This is a genomic window from Paracoccus sp. DMF-8, assembly GCF_029309835.1.
In the GTDB taxonomy this organism is placed as follows: domain Bacteria; phylum Pseudomonadota; class Alphaproteobacteria; order Rhodobacterales; family Rhodobacteraceae; genus Paracoccus.
Map to the genome: position 1 here is coordinate 256,059 of NZ_JARJHL010000003.1, position 17,668 is coordinate 273,726.

At 66.2% G+C, this 17,668-nt stretch carries 17 protein-coding genes and 1 pseudogene; 10 read left to right on the plus strand and 8 right to left on the minus strand.

Going from position 1 to position 17,668, the window contains the following annotated elements; all coding sequences use genetic code 11:
- Window positions 1-29: 29 nt before the first annotated feature.
- The 7 genes from PE067_RS01870 to hutI all read right to left on the minus strand — a co-directional run bounded on the left by PE067_RS01870 (window position 30) and on the right by hutI (window position 8,420).
- Window positions 30-851 carry a transporter substrate-binding domain-containing protein gene (locus PE067_RS01870; protein ID WP_276187573.1) on the minus strand — a complete coding sequence of 274 codons (822 nt, stop codon included), beginning with the start codon at window positions 849-851 and terminating at the stop codon, window positions 30-32.
- A gap of 62 nt (window positions 852-913) precedes the next feature.
- Window positions 914-2,590 (minus strand): urocanate hydratase, encoded by a 1,677-nt coding sequence (gene hutU, locus PE067_RS01875; RefSeq protein ID WP_276187574.1) that lies wholly within the window; start codon window positions 2,588-2,590, stop codon window positions 914-916.
- Window positions 2,591-2,602: 12 nt separating this feature from the next.
- The gene (locus tag PE067_RS01880; protein WP_276187575.1) at window positions 2,603-3,763 is read right to left on the minus strand and encodes an acyl-CoA dehydrogenase family protein; all 1,161 of its coding nucleotides are present in this window, start codon (window positions 3,761-3,763) and stop codon (window positions 2,603-2,605) included.
- Window positions 3,760-4,896, minus strand: a complete 1,137-nt coding sequence (locus PE067_RS01885; protein ID WP_276187576.1) for a CoA transferase — start codon at window positions 4,894-4,896, stop codon at window positions 3,760-3,762. Before PE067_RS01885 ends, PE067_RS01880 begins: the two co-directional genes overlap by 4 nt.
- Window positions 4,893-5,687 (minus strand): N-formylglutamate deformylase, encoded by a 795-nt coding sequence (hutG, locus tag PE067_RS01890; protein WP_276187577.1) that lies wholly within the window; start codon window positions 5,685-5,687, stop codon window positions 4,893-4,895. Before hutG ends, PE067_RS01885 begins: the two co-directional genes overlap by 4 nt.
- On the minus strand, window positions 5,684-7,225 hold the full coding sequence (gene hutH / locus PE067_RS01895; protein WP_276187578.1) for a histidine ammonia-lyase: 1,542 nt from the start codon (window positions 7,223-7,225) through the stop codon (window positions 5,684-5,686). Before hutH ends, hutG begins: the two co-directional genes overlap by 4 nt.
- Entirely contained in the window at window positions 7,218-8,420 is a 1,203-nt protein-coding gene (gene hutI / locus PE067_RS01900; RefSeq protein WP_276187579.1) for an imidazolonepropionase, read from the minus strand. The genes hutH and hutI overlap by 8 nt, the downstream gene beginning before the upstream one ends.
- A 74-nt stretch (window positions 8,421-8,494) precedes the next feature.
- Between hutI and PE067_RS01905 the strand changes: the two genes are divergently transcribed.
- From PE067_RS01905 to PE067_RS01925, 5 genes and pseudogenes are all read left to right on the plus strand, one after another.
- A complete protein-coding gene (locus PE067_RS01905; protein WP_276187580.1) occupies window positions 8,495-9,856 on the plus strand; it encodes a formimidoylglutamate deiminase in 1,362 nt (453 codons plus the stop codon).
- Entirely contained in the window at window positions 9,853-10,563 is a 711-nt protein-coding gene (locus PE067_RS01910; protein ID WP_276187581.1) for a GntR family transcriptional regulator, read from the plus strand. Before PE067_RS01905 ends, PE067_RS01910 begins: the two co-directional genes overlap by 4 nt.
- A 167-nt stretch (window positions 10,564-10,730) precedes the next feature.
- Entirely contained in the window at window positions 10,731-11,690 is a 960-nt protein-coding gene (locus PE067_RS01915) for a tripartite tricarboxylate transporter substrate binding protein (protein ID WP_276187582.1), read from the plus strand.
- A 45-nt stretch (window positions 11,691-11,735) separates the two neighbouring features.
- Window positions 11,736-12,167, plus strand: a complete 432-nt coding sequence (locus tag PE067_RS01920) for a tripartite tricarboxylate transporter TctB family protein (RefSeq protein ID WP_276187583.1) — start codon at window positions 11,736-11,738, stop codon at window positions 12,165-12,167.
- 9 nt (window positions 12,168-12,176) lie between these two features.
- Window positions 12,177-13,693, plus strand: a pseudogene (locus PE067_RS01925) (tripartite tricarboxylate transporter permease).
- Between the two features lie 207 nt (window positions 13,694-13,900).
- On the opposite strand, the gene PE067_RS01930 reads toward PE067_RS01925, so the two are convergent.
- Complete coding sequence (locus PE067_RS01930) at window positions 13,901-14,254, minus strand: hypothetical protein (protein ID WP_276187584.1); 354 nt, start codon at window positions 14,252-14,254, stop codon at window positions 13,901-13,903.
- Here PE067_RS01930 and PE067_RS01935 point away from each other — a divergent pair.
- The 5 genes from PE067_RS01935 to PE067_RS01955 all read left to right on the plus strand — a co-directional run bounded on the left by PE067_RS01935 (window position 14,247) and on the right by PE067_RS01955 (window position 17,464).
- Window positions 14,247-14,453, plus strand: coding sequence for a hypothetical protein (locus tag PE067_RS01935; protein ID WP_276187585.1), 207 nt, complete (start codon window positions 14,247-14,249; stop codon window positions 14,451-14,453). The genes PE067_RS01930 and PE067_RS01935 overlap by 8 nt on opposite strands.
- Window positions 14,454-14,539: 86 nt before the next feature.
- Window positions 14,540-14,794 (plus strand): hypothetical protein, encoded by a 255-nt coding sequence (locus PE067_RS01940; RefSeq protein WP_276187586.1) that lies wholly within the window; start codon window positions 14,540-14,542, stop codon window positions 14,792-14,794.
- The gene (locus PE067_RS01945) at window positions 14,791-15,750 is read left to right on the plus strand and encodes an iron chelate uptake ABC transporter family permease subunit (protein ID WP_276187587.1); all 960 of its coding nucleotides are present in this window, start codon (window positions 14,791-14,793) and stop codon (window positions 15,748-15,750) included. Before PE067_RS01940 ends, PE067_RS01945 begins: the two co-directional genes overlap by 4 nt.
- Window positions 15,747-16,709: an iron chelate uptake ABC transporter family permease subunit gene (locus PE067_RS01950; protein ID WP_276187588.1), complete on the plus strand. Its 963-nt coding sequence runs from the start codon at window positions 15,747-15,749 to the stop codon at window positions 16,707-16,709. The genes PE067_RS01945 and PE067_RS01950 overlap by 4 nt, the downstream gene beginning before the upstream one ends.
- Window positions 16,706-17,464, plus strand: a complete 759-nt coding sequence (locus PE067_RS01955; protein ID WP_276187589.1) for an ATP-binding cassette domain-containing protein — start codon at window positions 16,706-16,708, stop codon at window positions 17,462-17,464. The genes PE067_RS01950 and PE067_RS01955 overlap by 4 nt, the downstream gene beginning before the upstream one ends.
- Window positions 17,465-17,668: the final 204 nt, after the last annotated feature.

Consider the following 17,668-nt stretch of genomic DNA (forward strand, 5'->3'; position numbering starts at 1 on the left):
CGAGAGGAACCCCCGCCCGCCGGGGTGTATCAGTTCGTCGGAACTTCGCGCGGCAGTTCGGTGTAGCTGCCCAGCCATTTTTCCTGGATCGCCTGAACCCGGCCGTCATCGGTCATTTTCAGCAGCGCGTCGTTGATCGCGGCGGCAAAGCTGTCGCTGTCGGCGTCCTTGCGCAGAACCCATGCGAAATAGGTCGGCTGGCCGAAGCTGGCGGGTTCGAACAGGGCAAAGCTCTCGCCCCGGTTTTTCACCAGATAGGTCAGGTTCGGCAGCGAACCGGCCACGGCGTCCAGACGGCCCGCCGCCAGATCGGCGTAAGCCTCGTCGGTGGTGCCGTATTCCTTGATATTGATGCCGCCCAGTTCCTGGCCGTAAGCCTCAAGCTGGCGGAATTGCGCGGTGCCCTGCTGGACGCCGACGGTCTTGCCCTTGATATCCTCGGGCTTGTTCAGATCGGCATTGGCAGCGGCCTTGACCAGCGACACGGTCGCGTCGGCAATCGGCAGGGTGAAGGTGTAGCGGTCCAGACGTTCCGGGGTGACCGTCACGGGGGCGATCACGATATCGAATTTCTTGACCTCAAGCCCCGGCAGCTCGGCAGGCCAGGGGATGTCCTGATACAGCGGCTCGACCCCGATTTCCTTGGAAACCTCGTCGAACAGGTCCTTGGTCATGCCTTCGTAGGTGCCGTTGTTCAGCATGTCGAAGGGCGCGTAATGCATATCGGTCGCGGTGACGATCTTGCCCGCCGCCTTGATGTCGGCAAGCTGGTCGGCGGATGCGGCAACGCCCGTCAGACCAAGGGCTGCAAGGCCAAGGGCCGCCGCCTTGAAGGTGTTGTGAAAGCTCATGTCAGTCTCCGTTGTTGGACGATTGCGGGCGCGCCCTGGCACGGGCTGGCGCGCCCTTATGTTTAGAGGATACCGGGCAAGTTCAACCCATGTTCCCGCGCGCAGTCCAGCGCGATCTGGTAACCCGCGTCGGCGTGACGCATCACGCCGGTCGCGGGGTCGTTCCACAGCACGCGGGCCAGCCGCCGGTCGGCATCTTCGGTGCCGTCGCAGCAGATGACCATGCCGGAATGCTGGGAAAAGCCCATGCCGACACCGCCGCCGTGATGCAGGCTGACCCATGTCGCGCCCGATGCCGTATTCAGCAGCGCGTTCAGCAGCGGCCAGTCGCTGACGGCGTCGGAGCCGTCCTGCATCGCCTCGGTCTCGCGGTTGGGGCTGGCGACACTGCCGCTGTCCAGATGGTCGCGGCCGATCACGATGGGCGCCTTCAATTCGCCATTGCGGACCATTTCGTTGAAGGCCAGACCCAGCTTGTGGCGCAGGCCCAGACCGACCCAGCAGATCCGCGCGGGCAGGCCCTGGAACGCGATGCGTTCGCGCGCCATGTCCAGCCAGTTGTGCAGATGCGGGTCATCGACCAGTTCTTTCACCTTCTGGTCGGTCTTGTAGATGTCTTCCGGGTCGCCCGACAGCGCCGCCCAACGGAAGGGGCCGATGCCGCGGCAGAACAGCGGGCGGATATAGGCGGGCACGAAGCCGGGAAAGGCGAATGCGTTTTCCAGCCCCTCCTCCAGCGCCATCTGGCGGATGTTGTTGCCGTAATCCACGGTCGGGATGCCGGATTCGTGGAAGGCCACCATCGCCTGAACCTGAACCCGCATCGACGCCCGCGCAGCTTTCTCGACGCCCTTGGGGTCGGTTTCCTGACGCGCGCGCCATTCGGCGACGGTCCAGCCCATCGGCAGATAGCCATGCACCGGGTCATGGGCGCTGGTCTGGTCGGTGACGATATCGGGACGCACGCCGCGACGCAGCAGTTCGGGATAGACCTCGGCGGCGTTGCCGATCAGGGCCACCGATTTGACCTCTCCGGCTTTGGTCCAGCGATCGATCATCGCAAGGGCTTCGTCCAGCGAATGGGTCTTTTCGTCGCAATAACGGGTGCGGATGCGGAAATCGGCGCGGCTCTCGTCGCATTCGACGGCCAGACAGCAGGCCCCGGCCATGACGGCGGCCAGGGGCTGCGCGCCACCCATCCCGCCCAGACCGGCGGTCAGCACCCATTTGCCTTTCAGATCGCCGTTGTAATGCTGGCGCCCCGCCTCGACAAAGGTTTCATAGGTGCCCTGAACGATGCCCTGCGCGCCGATATAGATCCACGAACCGGCGGTCATCTGGCCATACATCGCCAGACCCTTTTTATCCAATTCGTTGAAATGGTCCCAGTTCGCCCAATGCGGCACAAGGTTCGAGTTGGCGATCAGCACGCGCGGCGCGTCCTTGTGCGTCTGGAACACACCGACCGGCTTGCCCGACTGGACCATCAGGGTCTGATCCTCTTCGAGGTTCTGCAGGGCGTCGACGATCAGGTCGAAATCCTTCCAGGTGCGGGCGGCGCGGCCGATGCCGCCGTAAACCACCAGCTCATGCGGGTTTTCGGCGACGTCGGGATGCAGGTTGTTCATCAGCATCCGCAGGGGCGCCTCGGTCAGCCAGCTTTTCGCCGAAATCTCGGTGCCGGTGGCGGGGTAGATGTCGCGGGTGTTGTGACGGGGATTCTCGGTGCGGTTGTCCATGTTCGTCTCCGATCAGGCCAGCATATTGCCGGAAATGATAATGCGTTGAATTTCACTGGAACCTTCGTAGATGCGCATGATGCGCAGGTCCCGGTTGATGCGTTCGACGGGGAAATCGCGGGTATAGCCATAGCCGCCATGCAGCTGCAGCGCGGTGTCGGCGACGCGGCCAGCCGCCTCGGACGCCGCCAGCTTCGCCATGCTCGAGGCCAGCGAGAACCGCCCCCCGCCGTGATGCGCGGCGTCGCGCTGGCGCGCGGCGTCCTGCGACAGCAGCAGCGCCGACTGATAGGCCACGCCCATGTCGGCGATCATCCAGCGGATGCCCTGACGGTCGGTCAGCGCCTCGCCACCAATCACGCGATCCCTGGCATAGGCAAGCGCCGCATCCATCGCCGCCTTGGCCAGCCCCAGACATTGGGCAGCGACCTCGATCCGGCCATTGTCCAGAACCTGCATGGCGGTGCGAAAACCGCGCCCTTCCTCGCCCAGCAGCGCGTCATGGGGCAGGTGGCAGTCAAGGTTCAGCGTGAACACATGGCCGCCTTTCAGCCCCATGGTCTTTTCCGGCGCGCCCGCATCCAGCCCCGGCGTGCCCTTGGGCAAGATGAATGCCGAAATCCCGCGATGGGCCTTGTCCGGGTCGGTCACCGCATAGACCACGATGAAATCCGCCACGCCCCCGTTCGAGATAAAGCACTTGCTGCCCTTCAGATGCCAGCCGTCACCCGTGCGGCGGGCACGGGTTTTCATGTCGGCGGGGTCGGACCCGGCGGTCGGTTCGGTCAGGGCAAAGGCACCCAAAGCCTCGCCCGTCGCGGCCAGTTGCAGCCAATGCTGTTTCTGCGCCTCGGTCCCGCCGATCAGGATCGAATCCGTCGCCAGATAATGCGCCGTCAGGGCCGAGGCCGTGGACCCGCAGGCCCCCGCCACGATCGCCACGGCGCGCAGCAAGGCAGGCGCGGAAATCCCGCTGCCGCCATATTCCTCGGGCAGGTTCGCGCCCATCATCCCGGCCTCGCCCAGCACCGCCAACTGGTCGTGGACAAAGCTGGCGCGTTCGTCGGTTTCAGCGGCCAGAGGCGCGATCCTGTCCGCGCAGAGACGTTCCAGAACGTCGCAGAACATCGCCTCTTCTTCGGACAGCATGTGCCGTGGGTTTTGCGTGGTCATGCTTTTCTCTCCAGTCCCAGATCCTTCAGCACCGCGTCCAGATCGCCGCCCAGTTGCGGGGCGGGTGACGCGGCCACCGGCTTGCCGCCATCAAAGCGGACGGGCTGGCCGATGACGGCATTGCCGCCCAGTTCGGTGACCAGCCCGCGCGCGGCGGCATGTTCATTGTTCGCGGCCTGCGCGATGTCCCAGATCGGCGCGGCGGGCAGGCCGACACCCGACAGGGCCGCAACCGCCTGATCCGTGGTCAGCCCACGCGACCAGTTTTCGATCAGCGCCCTGACGGCGGGTTCGTGTTCGGTGCGCGACTCGTCGCTGGCGAAACGCGGATCCTGCGCGGCATCGGGCTGGCCGACCAACTGCGCCAGCGTGGTAAACTGCCGGGCATTCAGCACCGCGATCACCACCTGCCCGTCGCTGGTCGCGAAACAGCCGAATGGCGTCGACAAGGGGTGCCGGTTGCCCACGCGCTGCGGCAGTTGCCCTGCAAAGAAATGCAGCGCATGGCTGGTCGTCAGCATCGAAAACAGCGCGTCATACATAGCAACGTCCAAGCTGGCGCCCTGCCCCGTCGTATTGCGCTGAACCAGCGCCGCCATGATCGACCAGCTTGCAAACAGACCCGCCAGCAGATCGGCGATGCTCTCGCCGGTCTTCAGGGGCTGGCCGCCTTCCTCGCCGGTGCCCGCCATCAGCCCGGACATGGCCTGAACGACCAGATCATAGGCGGGCAGGTCGCGGAACGGGCCGTCCTGTCCAAACCCGGAAATCGAACAATAGATCAGCCGAGGGTTCGCCGCGCGCAAGGCATCCGCGCCCAGCCCAAGCCGCGACGCCACGCCGGGACGGAAGTTTTCGACCACGACATCGACACGCGCCGCGATATCCTGCGCCAGTTGCAGGTCATCCGGGTCCTTCAGGTCCAGAACAACGCTGCGCTTGCCGCGATTGTTCAGCGAAAACAACGCGCTTTCACCGTGCTTGAACGGCCCGATATGGCGGTAATCATCGCCTGCGGGCGGCTCGACCTTGATGATCTCCGCCCCCAGATCGGCCAGCAAGGCGGTGCAATACGGCCCCGCCAGGACGCGCGACAGGTCCAACACGCGGATTCCCTGCAACGGCTTCGTCATGGCCGCACCAGATCAAGGGCAACGCGCTCCAGCCGCTGCAAGATCTCTTTCAACGTCACGCGCAGCACCTCGGCCTTGGCCTCGTCATAGGCAAAGGGCGGCGTTTCGGTCGCCAGATGGGTGGATTGCGCCAGTTCCATCTGGATCGCATGCACATTCCCGGCAGGATTGCCGTAATGCCGCGTCGTCCAGCCGCCCTTGAAGCGACCATTGACCACCGCAGGCCGACCCGTCGCGAATGCGACCTCCTGCGCGGCGGCCTCGATGGCCGGCGCGCAGGACGCCCCGCTGTTGGTCCCGATGTTGAAATCCGGCAGCACCCCTTCAAACAGGAACGGGATATGGCTGCGGATCGAATGGCAGTCATACAGAACCGCCACGCCATGCTTCGCCCGCACCCGCGCAATCTCTGCCGCCAGCGCCGCGTGATAGGGCGCGTGGAACCGCTGCTTGCGCGCGGCGATCTCGGCCTCGGTCGGCGCGACCTCCCAGATCGGTTCGCCGTCGAAATCGGTCAGCGGCACCAGCCCGGTGGTGTTCTGGCCGGGATACAAGCTCGCATCATCCGGGCCGCGATTGGCGTCGATGACATAGCGGTGGAACGTCGCGCGCACCGTCGTCGCGCCGGGCAGCAGCCCGTCATACAGCCGTTCGATATGCCAGTCCGTATCGGCCAGCACCCGCCCCCGCCCATTCAGCCGGGCGCGGATATCGTCGGGCAGCCACGTCCCGGTATGGGGCAGGCCCAGAATGACCGGGCTGTCGCCGGAAACGACCTCGACCGGGATCACGGCTGCACCTCGGCCAGGATACCCTCGGGCAGCGCATCCAGCAGGGCCGCATCGCTGACCAGCCCGGCCGCGCGGGCCAGATCGGGCGCCATGTAGCGGTCCTGATCCAGCGCCGGAATATCGGCACGCAACCGCGCCAGCACCGCCTGCAGCGGCCCCGAGGTCACCAGCGGCGCGCGGAATTCCACCCCCGCCGCCGCGCACAGGAATTCGATCCCGATGATATGGGCAAGGTTCGCGTTCATCCGCAGCAACCGCCGCGCGCCATGGGCGGCCATCGACACATGGTCTTCCTGATTGGCGCTGGTCGGCGTCGAATCGGTCGAGCAGGGATTGGCCAGATGCTTGTTTTCGCTCATCAATGCGGCGCTGGTCACTTCCGCGATCATCAGCCCCGAATTCAGGCCGGGATCGGGCGTCAGAAAGGGCGGCAGGTCGTGGCTCAGCGTCGGATCGACCATCAGCGCGATACGGCGTTGCGAAATCGCACCGATTTCGGCGATCGCCAGCGCGATCTGATCGGCGGCAAAAGCCACGGGTTCGGCGTGGAAATTCCCGCCCGAGACGATCTGCCCGGTTTCGACCAGCACCAGCGGGTTGTCGGTCGCGGCATTCGCCTCGATCTCCAGCGTGCGCGCGGCCTGCGCCAGAATGTCGATGCAGGCGCCCGTTACCTGCGGCTGGCAGCGGATGCAATAGGGATCCTGAACCCGCGTGTCGCCGGTCCGGTGGCTTTCGCGGATTTCCGAGCCATCCATCAGCGCGCGAATGGCACGCGCCGCGACGATCTGGCCGCGATGGCCGCGCAACTGGTGGATTTCATCAAGGAAAGGCGCGGTCGAGCCCATGATCGCATCGGTGGACAAGGACGACGACACCAGCGCATTTTTCGCCGCGCGGAACGCCCCCCACAGCCCGACCAGCGCAAAAGCGGTCGAGACCTGCGTGCCATTGATCAGCGCCAGCCCCTCTTTCGCGGCCAGCGTGACCGGCGACAGGCCGGCGGCGGCCAGCGCCTCGGCCGCAGGCAGCTCGCGGCCCTGATATGTCGCGCGGCCTTCGCCCAGCATGGCGGCAGCCATATGCGCCAGCGGTGCCAGATCGCCCGATGCGCCCACCGACCCCTGCGACGGGATCACCGGCAACACGCCTTTGGCCAGCATCGCTTCGATCAGCGCCACAACCTCGGGGCGGGTGCCCGACGCACCGCGACCCAGTGACAGCAGCTTCAGGACCATGATCAGGCGGACGGTTTCCGGCTCGACCGGCTCACCCACACCGCAGCAATGCGACAGGATCAGGTTGCGTTGCAGTACCGCCGTATCCCCCGCCGCGATCTTGATCGAGGCGAGCTTGCCGAACCCCGTATTCACGCCATAGACCGGCACGTCGCCATTGGCGGCGGCGTTGATCCGCGCCGCGCTGTCGGCGATGCGGGGGCGGGCGCTGTCGTCCAGCCGCACGGGCAGACCTTCGCGCCAGACGCGCTCCAACTGGGACAGGGTCGTTTCGCCGGGGGTAAGGATCAGTTCAGACAAAGTCGCCTCCGAAAACGCGGGCATGAAGGGGGTTGAAGCCGATGCGATAGGTCAGTTCCGCCGGATGGGCGGCATCCCAGATCGCCAGATCGGCGCGCTGGCCGGGCGCGATCACGCCGCGATCCGCCAGACCCAGAGCCTTCGCGGCATTGCGGGTCACGGCGGTCAGGCATTCGGCCGGGGTCAGGCGGAACAGCGTCGCGCCCATGTTCATCGTCAAAAGGATCGAGGTCAGCGGCGAAGTGCCGGGGTTCGCATCCGTCGCCAGCGCAATCGGCACACCCGCATCGCGCAGCGCCTGCACCGGCGGGTAAACCGTTTCGCGCAGCGTGTAAAAGGCGCCGGGCAGCAGCACCGCGACCGTCCCGGATGCCGCCATCGCGTCGATGCCGTCCTGTCCCAGCCATTCCAGATGATCGGCCGAGATTGCGCCGTGCCGCGCCGCCATCGCCGCGCCATGCAGGTCCGACAGCTGTTCGGCATGCAGTTTCACCGGCAGGTTCAGTTTCGCCGCGTGATCGAAAATCGCCGACATTTCTTCGGCGCTGAAGGCGATACCTTCGCAGAAGCCATCGACCGCATCGACCAGATCCTCGGCATGGGCGGCGTCCAGACCGGCGATCACCACGTCGCGGATATAGCCCGCGCGGTCGTCCTGATACTCTGGCGGCAGCGCATGGGCCGCCAGCCATGTCGTCACGACATGGACCGGGCGCTGTTCGCCGATCAGCCGGGCAACGCGCAGCATCTTCATTTCGGATCTGATATCCAGCCCATAGCCGGATTTGATTTCAATGGTGGTGACACCTTCGGCGATCAGGTGATCGACGCGGGCCAGCGCCGATTTCAGCAGTTCGGATCTGTCGGCCGCTCGCGTCGCCTTGACGGACGAAATGATACCGCCGCCCGCGCGGGCGATTTCCTCATAGCTGGCGCCTTCCAGCCGCATTTCGAATTCGCGGGCACGGTCACCGCCGTAAACGACATGGGTGTGGCAGTCGATCAGACCCGGCGTGACCAGCCGCCCCGCCAGATCGCGGACCGGCGCATCGCGATATTCGACCGGCAGATCGCTTGCAGGCCCGACCCAGGTGATCTGGCCCCGGTCCAGCACGATCGACGCATCCCCGATCACCCCGTAACCACCTGATTCATCAGTGATCGTCGCGACGTTCGCATGGCTCAGGACTTGCATCTTTACCGCCTTGGAATGGATGTTGCTTCGTGATATGTCTAAACTTATTCATCGACTCGGGCAAGGAGAATGTGGTGACGACAATCTGGGCAGAGCGCGCCTTGCTGCCTGAAGGCTGGGCAGAAAATGTATTGGTGACGGTGGCGGGGGACGGTCGCATCGCATCGGTGGAAACCGGGGCGGAACCTGCCGGGCGGCGCACCGGCCTGCTGCTGCCCGCACTGGCGAACCTGCATTCCCACGCATTCCAGCGCGCCATGGCGGGCCTGTCCGAAGCCAAGGGCGACCTGCCCACCGACAGCTTCTGGACATGGCGCAAGATCATGTATCGCTTTCTGGACCACCTGACGCCCGAGGATGTCGAAACCATCGCCGCGCTGGTCCAGATGGAGATGCTGGAGGCGGGCTATGCCACCAATGTCGAATTCCACTACCTGCACCACCGCCCCGGCGGCGCGCATTATGACGATATCGCGGAAATGTCGGCGCGGATCGCGGCGGCGGCGGAACGGACCGGCATCGGGTTGACGCTGCTGCCGGTGCATTACCAGTTCGGCGGCTGCGACGGCCGCGCGCTTGGCCCCGGCCAACAGCGTTTCGGCACCGACCCCGACGAATTCGCCCGTCCGGTGCAGGGCGCGGAATCGGCGATTGCCGCCCTGCCCGACGCGGGCATCGGCATTGCGCCCCATTCCCTGCGCGCCGTCAGCCGCGAGGCGCTGGCCATTTGCGCCGACCTGCGCCCCGACCGCCCGCTGCACCTGCATATCGCCGAACAGATCCCCGAGGTCGACGAGGTTCAGGCCGCCTATGGCCAGCGCCCGGTCGCATGGCTGCTGGATCATGCCGACGTGTCGCGCCGCTGGACGCTGATCCACGCGACCCAGATGAACGATGACGAAACCCGCCGCCTTGCCGCGACGGGCGCGGTGGCGGGCCTGTGCCCGATCACCGAATCCAGCCTTGGCGACGGGATTTTCAACGGCACGGTCTGGACTGATGCGCAGGGCCGTTACGGCTACGGTTCCGACAGCAATATCCGCATTTCCCTGACCGAGGAATTGCGCACGCTGGAACACAGCCAGCGCCTGCGCGACCGGGGCCGCGCCGTTCTGGCGACCCGCGCGAAATCGACGGGCCGCGTGCTGTACGAGGCGGGCCTTGACGGCGGCGCCACCGCCGCAGGCCGCGATACCGGCGCAATCCGCACGGGGCTTTATGCCGATCTCTGCGCGGTTTCGCTGAAGAACAGCGTCATGGCGGGGCGGCGGGGTGATGAAATGCTCGACAGCCTGATCTTTGCGGGCCATGACGGTCTGATCGACGATGTCTGGTCTGCCGGGCGCCATGTTGTCCGCGATGGATATCATATCGACCACGACCGGATCACCGCCGATTATATCGACTGTATCGAACGGCTTCAGGACCGAATGTGACCGACCGCCCTGCCCCTCTGGCGTCATCCAAGGCGCTGAACATCGCGCAAGAGGTGCGCCGCCGCATCATTGACCGCGAATGGCGGCAGGGCGACCGCATCCCTGACGAGGTCGAGCTGGCCATCGAACTCGGCGTCGCCCGCGCCACAGTGAACAAGGCCCTGCAACTGATCGCCGAAGAGGGCCTGTTGGAACGCCGCCGCCGGGCAGGCACGCATGTCACCGTGAACCCGGTGCGCAAGGCGGTGCTGTCGATCCCGGTCGTGCGCGAACAGGTCGAACAGGCGGGCAGGACCTATTCCCACCGCGTCATCTCGCAACGCCTGCGCCCGGTCCCGGCCAAGGTCGCGGCCCGCATGGACCTGGCCCCCGGCAGCCAGCTCATCCACCTGCGCACCGTCCATCTGGCCGACGACGCCCCCTTTCAGGCCGAGGACCGCTGGCCGAATCCCGCCGCCGTCCCCGAAATGCTGGCCGTCGATTTCCGCCGCGACAATGCCAATGAATGGCTGGTCCGCAACGCCCCCTATACCCGCGCGGATCTGTCCTTTTCCGCCGAAAACGCCAACAAACGCGATGTCTTGTTGCTGGACACCCGGCCCGGTCAGGCGCTTTTGGTGCTGGAACGCACCACCTCGAACGATATGGGCGCGATCACCCATGTCCGGCTGGCCTTTCACCCCGGCTATTCCATGTCGGCGGAATGACCGCCGCCGCTCGGCCGCCCCCGATACCCCGACGTCATCGGGCCGACACAGCCGCTTGCCCAAAGCCCGATCTGTCGACAAGATGGGCCTGTTCGCCGCGACCCTTCGGGGTCAGCGCAAAAGGCGACAGGGGAAAGAGGCGCGATCCGCGCCGTGGGAGGAAACATATGCTGCGTTTTTCACTGGCTGCGGCTTTTGCCGCCGTCGTCGCTACAACCGCCGTCGCCACCTCGGCCTTGGCCAATGACTACACGATCACCGCGCCTGCCGCGCCGGGCGGGGGCTGGGACCAGACCGCGCGCACCATGCAGCAGGTGATGCAACAGGAAGGCATCGCCGGTTCGGTGCAGGTCGTGAACGTGCCGGGCGCGGGCGGCACCATCGGGCTGGCGCAATTCGCCGACCAGAACAAGGGCAATGGCTCGGCGCTGATCGTCGGCGGCTATGTCATGGTCGGCGCGATTCTGACCAACAATTCGCCCGTGTCGCTGGCCGATGTCACGCCCATCGCGCGGCTGACCGGCGAATACGAGGCCATCGTCGTCCCCGCCAATTCGCCCCACCAGACCATGCAGGATCTGGTCGAGGCGCTGAAGGCCGATCCCGGCGCGGTCAGCTGGGCGGGCGGTTCCGCCGGTGGCGCCGACCACATCGCGGCGGGCCTGATCGCCAAGGCGGCGGGCGTCGATCCGACCAAGGTGAACTACATCGCCTATTCCGGCGGTGGCGAGGCACTGGCCGCGATCCTTGGCGGGCAGGTCACCGCAGGGATTTCCGGCTATGGCGAATTCGAGGCGCAGGTCAAGGCGGGCACGCTGCGCCTGCTGGCGATCACCGCGGATGAGCGGGTCGAGGGCATCGACGCCCCCACCCTGAAGGAAGCCGGGCTGGACACCTCGATCCAGAACTGGCGCATGGTCGCCGCCGCGCCGGGCATCAGCGACGAACAAAAGGCCGCCATCACCGCCGATATCGACAAGCTGGTGAATTCTGCCGGATGGCAGGAACAGCTGGCAACCAAGGGCTGGGCCAATACCTATCTGTCGGGCGCTGAATTCGATGCGCAACTGGCGCAGGATATCGCCTCGACCGAAGCGATCCTGAAAGACATCGGTCTGGTGAAATGACCGGACCAAACTCCAACCCGCCGCCCGTCATGGGCGGCGCTTTCGGTGGCGGCCTTTCTGGCCGTCATCGCGGTGGTGATCTTCTGGGACATGGGGCGGCTGTCGGATGCGGCGGGCTATAGCCAGGTCGGCCCCGCGACCATCCCGAAATGGGTCGCGACCGGCCTGCTGGTCCTGTCCGCCTGCACCGCATGGACCGCCTTTCGCGGCAATTTCGAATCCGAACCCATCCGCGCACCCGGCCCGGTCCTGTGGGTCGTCACAGGGCTGATGTTGCAGATCCTGCTGCTGCACCGCACCGGTTTCACCATCGCCACCGGGCTGATGTTCGCCCTTGCCGCGCGCGGCTTTGGCGAAAGACGCTGGCATCTTTCGCTGCCCGTGGGGCTGGCGCTGGCTTCTTTCGTCTATGTCGTCTTTGCCCGCTATCTGCGCCTGTCGCTGCCTTCGGGCTGGCTGGAACACCTGTTTTTCTGAAGGTTCGCCATGACCACATTCGACTTTCTGCTGCAGGGCCTGGGTTCGGCGATGCAGCCGATCAACCTGCTTTACGCGCTGATCGGGGTCACGCTAGGCACGGCGGTCGGCGTCCTGCCCGGCATCGGGCCTGCGCTGACCGTGGCGCTTTTGCTGCCCGTCACCTACCAGCTTGACCCGACCGGCTCGCTGATCATGTTCGCGGGCATCTATTACGGCGGGATGTATGGCGGCTCGACCACCTCGATCCTGCTGAACACGCCCGGCGAAAGCGCATCCATCGTCACCGCGCTGGAGGGCAACAAGATGGCCCGCAAGGGGCGCGGCGGCCCGGCGCTGGCGACAGCCGCCATCGGGTCGTTCGTCGCGGGCCTGCTGGCGACGCTGGCGCTGGCCTTCATCGCGCCGACGGTGGTGAAATACGCGCTGGCCTTCGGTTCGCGCGAATATTTTGCGCTGATGGTGCTGGCCTTCATCACCGTTTCCGCCGCCTTCGGCGACAGCGCGCTGCGCGGGCTGACATCCTCGGCATCGGCCTTGCGCTGGCGCTGATCGGCATCGACCAGTTGACCGGACAGGCGCGGCTGACCTTCGGCCAGCCCCTGCTCCTGGACGGGATCGAGGTCACGACGCTGGCCGTCGCCATGTTCGCCCTCGGCGAGGCGCTGTATGTCGCATCCAAAGGGGCCGAGGGGGCCGAGGACGTCATCCCGGTCAAGGGTTCCGTGATGATGTCGAAACAGGACTGGAAACGGTCGTGGAAGCCATGGCTGCGCGGCACCGCCATCGGCTTTCCCATCGGCTCGATGCCCGCAGGGGGCGCGGATGTCGCCAGCTTCATGTCCTATGCCGTCGAACGCCGCACCGCCGAACGCCCCGAGGAATTCGGCCATGGCGCCATCGAAGGCGTCGCGGGCCCCGAGGCGGCCAACAACGCCGCAGCCGCCGGCACGCTGGTGCCCCTGTTGACGCTCGGCCTGCCGACGACGGCGACGGCGGCCATCATGCTCGCCGGTTTCCAGCAATTCGGCCTGCAACCGGGGCCCTTACTGTTCGCCACCAATCCGGCGCTGGTCTGGGGCCTGATTTCGTCGCTGCTGGTCGCCAACCTGATGCTCCTGGTTCTGAACCTGCCGCTGATCGGGCTGTGGGTGAAACTGCTGACGATCCCGCGCCACTGGCTATATGCCGGGATCATGGTCTTTGCCACGCTTGGCTGTATCGGCGTGAACCCCTCGACCGGTGAATTGTTCATGCTGCTGCTGTTCGGGGTCATGGCATTCGTCATGCGGCTGCTGAACTATCCCATCGCGCCGGTCGTGGTCGGGCTGATCCTTGGCCCGATGGCCGAACAGCACCTGCGCCGCGCGCTGTCGATTTCGCAGGGCGATGTGCTGTATCTGGTCGAAAGCCCGCTGGCTGCCGGTCTGCTGATCTGCGCGGCTGCGGCCCTGCTGGTGCCGATGTATCTGCGCTGGCGCGGCAAGGGGCAGGTCCTGTCCCAGATGGCGGGCGACGAGGACTGACCGCCCCTGCCCCGACCATCCCACAGGCCCCGCCCGCAGCGGGGCCTGTTCAAGTTCACGCAGCTTTCAACAGCCCTGCGACACAAAGTCCGACTGATTTTCTTGGCTACTCTGGACCCCGCCGCGATCCCGCGCTAACCCCGGATCCATTCCGCGACCCCCCGTCGCACCGTCATTCGGAATTCGGAGAAACAGATGCGCCAGATCCTATTCGCCACCGCCGCATGCCTTGGCCTTGCCGCGCCGGTCTGGGCCGGCCCCACCACCCTCGACACCGCACGCGGCCCGGTCGAACTGGCCGACACCCCGGCGCGCGTCGTCGCGATGGACACCGCCGCCATCGACACGCTGCAATCGCTTGGCGTGCCGCTGGTCGGCATCCCCAGCCCGCTGCTGCTGCCCTACATCGACGCCACGGGCACGGCTCCGGTCGGGACGCTGTTCGAACCCGATCTGGAAGCGATCGCGGGCCTTGGTCCCGATCTGATCATCGTCGGCGGCCGTTCCGCCGCGAAAGTACGACGCGGTCGCGCAGATCGCGCCGACCGTCGACATGACCATGACCGCCGACCTGATCCCGCAGGCCGAAGCCCGGCTGGCCGCCTATGGCGAGCTGTTCGACAAGACCGACAAGGCCGCCGAACTCAAGGCCGATCTGGACACCCGTCTGGCCAAACTGCGCGAAGCCGCCGCGGACAAGGGCAACCTGCTGGTCGTCCTGACCAACGGCCCCAAGATGTCGGCCTATGGCAAAGGCTAGCCGCTTTGGCTGGATCCATGACGCGACCGCCATGCCCGAAGCGGCCGAGGCGCTGCCGATCTCTGGCCATGGCGCCGCCGTGACGCATGAATTCATCGCCGAAACCAACCCCGACTGGCTTTTCGTTCTGGACCGCGCCGCGACCATCCAGCTCGAGCGAACAGCGCGCCGAAGACACGCTGAAATCGCCGCTGGTCGAAGGCACCACCGCATGGTCCAAGGGTCAGGTCGCCTATCTGCCCGGCGCCGAGATGTATGTCGGCGGCGGCGGCTATCAGGCGCTGGTGACGGTCATCGACGCGATGACCGCCGCGCTGGAACAGGCCGACGCCGCCCAATGATCCGACCGCTGCCCGTCATGCTGGCAATCCTGTTGTCGCTGTTCGTCACCAGCCTGACGATCGGCGCGGCACAGGTCAGCCTGCGCGCGGCGGGCAGCGACGCATGGGCCGCGCTGGTCCTGATGGAATCCCGCCTGCCGCGCACGCTGGCCGTGGTGCTGACCGGCGCCGCGCTGGCCGTAGCGGGCACCGTCATGCAGCAGATCGTGCGCAACAAATTCGTTGGCCCCGACACCACCGGCACATCCGAAAGCGCGGGGCTGGGGCTGTTGCTGATGACCATCCTTGCCCCCGACAGCCCGGTCTGGGTCAGGATGCTGGTGGCCAGCCTGACCGCGCTGGCCGGTTCCGCCGCCTTTATCCTGCTGATCCGCCGCCTGCCCGCGCGCGAGGTCATGCTGGTTCCCGTCGCGGGCATCATCCTGTCGGGCGTGATCGGCGCGGTCGTGACCTTCATCGCCTGGCGCTACGACCTTGTGCAATATGTCGGCACATGGCTGGCGGCGGGCGGCTCTTCGGGGATCATCGCGGGGCGCTATGAAACCCTGTGGGTGGCGGGCGCCGCCGCCATCGCCGCATGGTTCGCCGCCGACCGTTTCGCCATTCTGGGGCTGGGCGACAATGTCGCCAAGGGGCTGGGGCTGGACCCCGCGCCGGTCATGCGGCTTGGGCTGATGGTCGTGTCGGTCGTGTCCGCGCTGGTCGTCGTCACCGTCGGCATGATCCCCTTTGTCGGGCTGGTCGTGCCGAATATCGTATCGCGGATCATGGGCGACGACCTGCGCCGCTCGATCCCGGTCGTCGCCACGGCGGGCGCGGCGCTGGTCTCGGCCTGCGACATCATCGGGCGGCTGGTGATCTACCCCTACGAGGTCCCCGTCGGCCTGATCATGGGCATCGTCGGATCGGTCATCTTCCTGATCCTGCTCTATCGTCCCACCCGGCCGTCGACATGAGCCAGATCGCCCCAACGACCCGGCTGATCGCCCTGCTGGCGCTGCTGCTGGCGGTGGTTTCGGCGCTGTGGGTCTGGCAGGGCCTGCCGGACAACGGCCGCGCCTTCATCCTGAACCTGCGGCTGACGAAGCTGGTCGGGCTGATCACCGTCGGCGCCGCCGTGGCGGTCAGCACGGTACTGTTCCAGACCGTCGCCGCGAACCGCGTGCTGACACCGTCGATTATGGGCTTTGACGCGCTGTATATGCTGATGCAGACGGTGCTGGTGATCGTGCTGGGCACCACCGCCTATGTCACCCTGCCCGCCTCTGGCAAGTTCCTGACCGAGGTCGGCGTCCTGTGCGCGCTGGCCATCCTGCTGTTCGGCACCCTTCTGGGCAAGGGGGCGCGCGACATCGGGCGCACCATCCTGACCGGCGTCATCCTGGGCATCCTGTTTCGGTCCGCCGACAGCTTTCTGGGCCAACTCCTTGACCCAGACACCTTTGCCACGGTGCAGTCGACGCAGATCGCCAGCTTCAACACCATCGACGCAGATCTCCTGCCCTGGGCGGTGGGCATCAGCCTGGCCGCCATCGCGCTGGCGATCCGGCTTGGCCCGCAGCTCGACGTGCTGGCGCTTGGCCGCAATACCGCCGTGCCGCTTGGGCTGCGCCACAGCGCGCTGGTCATCGGCGCGCTGGCGCTGGTCGGCGTGCTGGTTTCGGTGTCCACCGCGCTGGTCGGGCCGGTGACCTTTTTCGGCCTGATCGTCGCCGGGCTGACGCATGGGCTGGCGGGCACCGCGCGCCACCGCATCCTGCTGCCCGTTGCCGCCCTGATCGCCGCGACCATCCTTGTCGCCGGGCAGTTCCTGTTCGAACGCGCCCTTGGCCTTGGCGGGACGCTGGCCGTGGTCATCGAATTCGCGGGCGGGCTTTTCTTCATCCATCTGCTGCTGAAAGGGCGCGTCAGATGATCCAGATCCGCAATGTCGATTTCCAGATCCACGGCAACCCGATCCTGCACGACATCTCGACCTCGATCCCCAAGGGGCAGTTGACGGCGCTGATCGGCCCGAATGGCGCGGGCAAATCGACCCTGCTGAAGCTGATCGCGCGGCTGGAGAAACTGCAATCGGGCAGCGTCCGGATCGACGGGCTGGACCTGAGCGCGACGCCCACCGAAAAGCTGGCGCTGGTCATGGCGGTGCTGAGCCAGCACACCCATGTATCCAGCCGGTTGCGCCTGTGCGAACTGGTCGGCTTTGGCCGCTGGCCGCATCACCACGGCCGCCCTTCGGCCCATGACCGGGCGGAAATCACCCGCGCGCTGGAACTGTTCGACCTGACCGCGCTGGCCGACCGTTTTCTGGACGAGGTGTCGGGCGGTCAGGCGCAGCGCGCCTTTCTGGCGATGACCTTCGCGCAGGCGACCGACTGGCTGTTGCTGGACGAACCGCTGAACAATCTGGACATGGCCCATGCCCGCGCGCTGATGCGCCATCTGGCCGGGCTGGTCCGCGATCAGGGCAAAAGCATCACCGTCGTCGTCCATGAAATCAACTATGCCGCCGCCTGGGCCGATCATGTCATCGCCATGAAGGACGGCCGGATTCTGGCCGAAGGCCCCCCCGCCGACGTCCTGACCGAGCCGCTTCTGTCCCGGCTTTACGATGTCCCCGTCGCGGTCGGCACCCATCAGGGCCGCCCGCTGATCCTGCATCACGTCTAGCGACATCCTGGCAATCGGGGGTCTGGCCGGCGGCTGAATCCGCGTGTTTCCGCTGCTTTCGGGGTAACCGGCGATATCGCGCGCCGGCGCGGACATGAAATCCGTCAAAAAGCCCGCGCAAGGAAATCAGCCCCCGCCCTTTGCCGGGCGACCCCGGCGGCGCTATGCTGGGCGGGTCGCAGGCCGTCAAAAAGGGGATCGCCA

Excerpts from the sequence above, each read along its gene's own strand:
- PE067_RS01955 (WP_276187589.1), top strand. The coding sequence starts at position 16,706 with ATGATCCAGATCCGCAATGTCGATTTCCAGATCCACGGCAACCCGATC.
- PE067_RS01915 (WP_276187582.1), top strand. The coding sequence starts at position 10,731 with ATGCTGCGTTTTTCACTGGCTGCGGCTTTTGCCGCCGTCGTCGCTACA.
- PE067_RS01870 (WP_276187573.1), bottom strand. The coding sequence starts at position 851 with ATGAGCTTTCACAACACCTTCAAGGCGGCGGCCCTTGGCCTTGCAGCC.
- hutU (WP_276187574.1), bottom strand. The coding sequence starts at position 2,590 with ATGGACAACCGCACCGAGAATCCCCGTCACAACACCCGCGACATCTAC.
- PE067_RS01880 (WP_276187575.1), bottom strand. The coding sequence starts at position 3,763 with ATGACCACGCAAAACCCACGGCACATGCTGTCCGAAGAAGAGGCGATG.
- PE067_RS01950 (WP_276187588.1), top strand. The coding sequence starts at position 15,747 with ATGAGCCAGATCGCCCCAACGACCCGGCTGATCGCCCTGCTGGCGCTG.
- PE067_RS01945 (WP_276187587.1), top strand. The coding sequence starts at position 14,791 with ATGATCCGACCGCTGCCCGTCATGCTGGCAATCCTGTTGTCGCTGTTC.
- PE067_RS01935 (WP_276187585.1), top strand. The coding sequence starts at position 14,247 with ATGACCATGACCGCCGACCTGATCCCGCAGGCCGAAGCCCGGCTGGCC.
- PE067_RS01885 (WP_276187576.1), bottom strand. The coding sequence starts at position 4,896 with ATGACGAAGCCGTTGCAGGGAATCCGCGTGTTGGACCTGTCGCGCGTC.
- hutI (WP_276187579.1), bottom strand. The coding sequence starts at position 8,420 with ATGCAAGTCCTGAGCCATGCGAACGTCGCGACGATCACTGATGAATCA.
- PE067_RS01940 (WP_276187586.1), top strand. The coding sequence starts at position 14,540 with ATGAATTCATCGCCGAAACCAACCCCGACTGGCTTTTCGTTCTGGACC.
- PE067_RS01930 (WP_276187584.1), bottom strand. The coding sequence starts at position 14,254 with ATGGTCATGTCGACGGTCGGCGCGATCTGCGCGACCGCGTCGTACTTT.